This window comes from Bacillus sp. JJ783 (assembly GCF_036963225.1).
GTDB lineage: Bacteria > Bacillota > Bacilli > Bacillales > Bacillaceae_G > Bacillus_A > Bacillus_A cereus_U.
In genome coordinates this window covers 7,131-8,868 of the sequence record NZ_JBALMG010000077.1, presented here as the reverse complement: position 1 = coordinate 8,868, position 1,738 = coordinate 7,131, and the positions used below count along the sequence as shown (strand labels likewise).

Below are 1,738 nucleotides of genomic sequence, written 5' to 3'. Positions count from 1 at the left end.
ATATTCAGGTGAAGGAATAAATGAAATAGCTGGTTTAGAATATATGACAAACTTAGAGAAGTTGACATTAAGAGAGTCTAATGTAACAGACATATCTGTTATCTCAGAATTGAGACATTTGAAATATTTAGATTTATCCTCTAATCCAATTGAAAGCATTCAACCCGTTTCTAAGCTAGAGAATCTTGACATGCTCTTTTTAAGAGATAACAAAATTGCGGATCTTACACCATTAAGTCAAATGAAAAAGATTAAAACATTAGATTTAATCGGTAATAATATAAAAGATCTTACACCATTATTTACAGTGTCATCTTTAAAAGAAGTATACTTAGCAAATAATCAAATTAGTAATCTTTCGGGTATTGAGAAGTTAAAGAATGTGAAACTACTATGGATAGGAAATAATAAAATTAGTGATGTTGAGCCTATTAGTAAAATGAGTAATCTTATTGAACTAGAAATTGCTGATAGTGAAATAAAAGATATATCACCATTATCAAAATTAGGAAAATTACAAGTACTGAATTTAGAAGAAAATTATATTTCTGATATATCAGCACTTGGCGAGCTAACAAATTTACACGAAGTAAACCTTGCAGCGAATGAGATTTTTGATATAAGGCCTGTTCAAGAACTAGGTAAGCGAATTTGGATTGACATTCAGAGACAAAAAATCTTTTTAGATAAAGCAAGCGTAGATGAAGCAATAAAAATTCCAATATATAATCTTAAAGGAGAACCACTTCAAAATATTAATTTAAAAAGTGAGGGAGCTACTCTGAATAACGGATTTATAAAATGGAATAGCCCTGGAGAAAAAATATATGAATTTAAACTAGATACGAATTCTGCTGAAAGTAAAATAAGGTTTAATGGGATGGTTATACAGAATATAGTTGAAAAACAAAAAGAAAGTGAAAATGTAATTCTTGATAAAACTTTACAACAACATATTAATAAAGAGAATTTAGGTAGAGAGAATCTCAATGCCCCTATAACAAAAGAGGATTTATTACAGATTAAAACATTAGAGATACTTAAAGAAAAAGGAAAAGAGATAAAGGATGTAACTGGTTTAGAGTCCATGGTGAATTTAGAAAACTTAACTTTAGAAGGAGTGGGCTTGAAAAATATTGAGTTCATCTCGAACTTGAAACAATTGAACGCTATGAATGTATCTCATAATCAAATTGAAGATATAACACCGTTATCTTTATTGAAAAATCTACAGTGGTTAAATCTTGCAGACAATCGTGTTAAAGATGTATCGGTTCTTGGCTCGATGTTAGACTTAATTAGTCTAAAATTAGCTGGAAATGAGATTCGTGATGTAAGGCCGTTAATACAGTTAGGTCAGTGGTTTACAATTGATGTCGGAAGACAAAAAATCGTTTTAAATGATGCAAAAGTAAATGAAGAAATTCAAGTTCCTGTATATGATTTAGAAGGAGAAACTATTGAGAATATTAAATTGACAAGTGAGGCGGGAACGCTTAATAACGGAGTAATAAAATGGAGTACTCCAGGCGAAAAGGTATATAAATTCGAGTTAGATTCTGATGAAATTAGTATAAGATTTAACGGAACAGTGATTCAAAATATAGTTGAAAAAGAAGAAGTAAAAGAGCCGGTAAAAGAAGTTGAAGAAACAAAAGAAGAAGTAAAAGAGCCGGTAAAAGAAGTTGAGGAAACAAAAGAAGAAGTGAAAGGACCGACAAAAGAAGTTGAGGAAATA

At 30.1% G+C, this 1,738-nt stretch carries 1 protein-coding gene; it reads left to right on the top strand.

Annotated features, from left to right (window positions below):
• Positions 1-1,738 (top strand): leucine-rich repeat domain-containing protein (locus tag V7038_RS17090; RefSeq protein WP_335471055.1); only part of this gene is annotated, 1,738 nt, incomplete at both ends.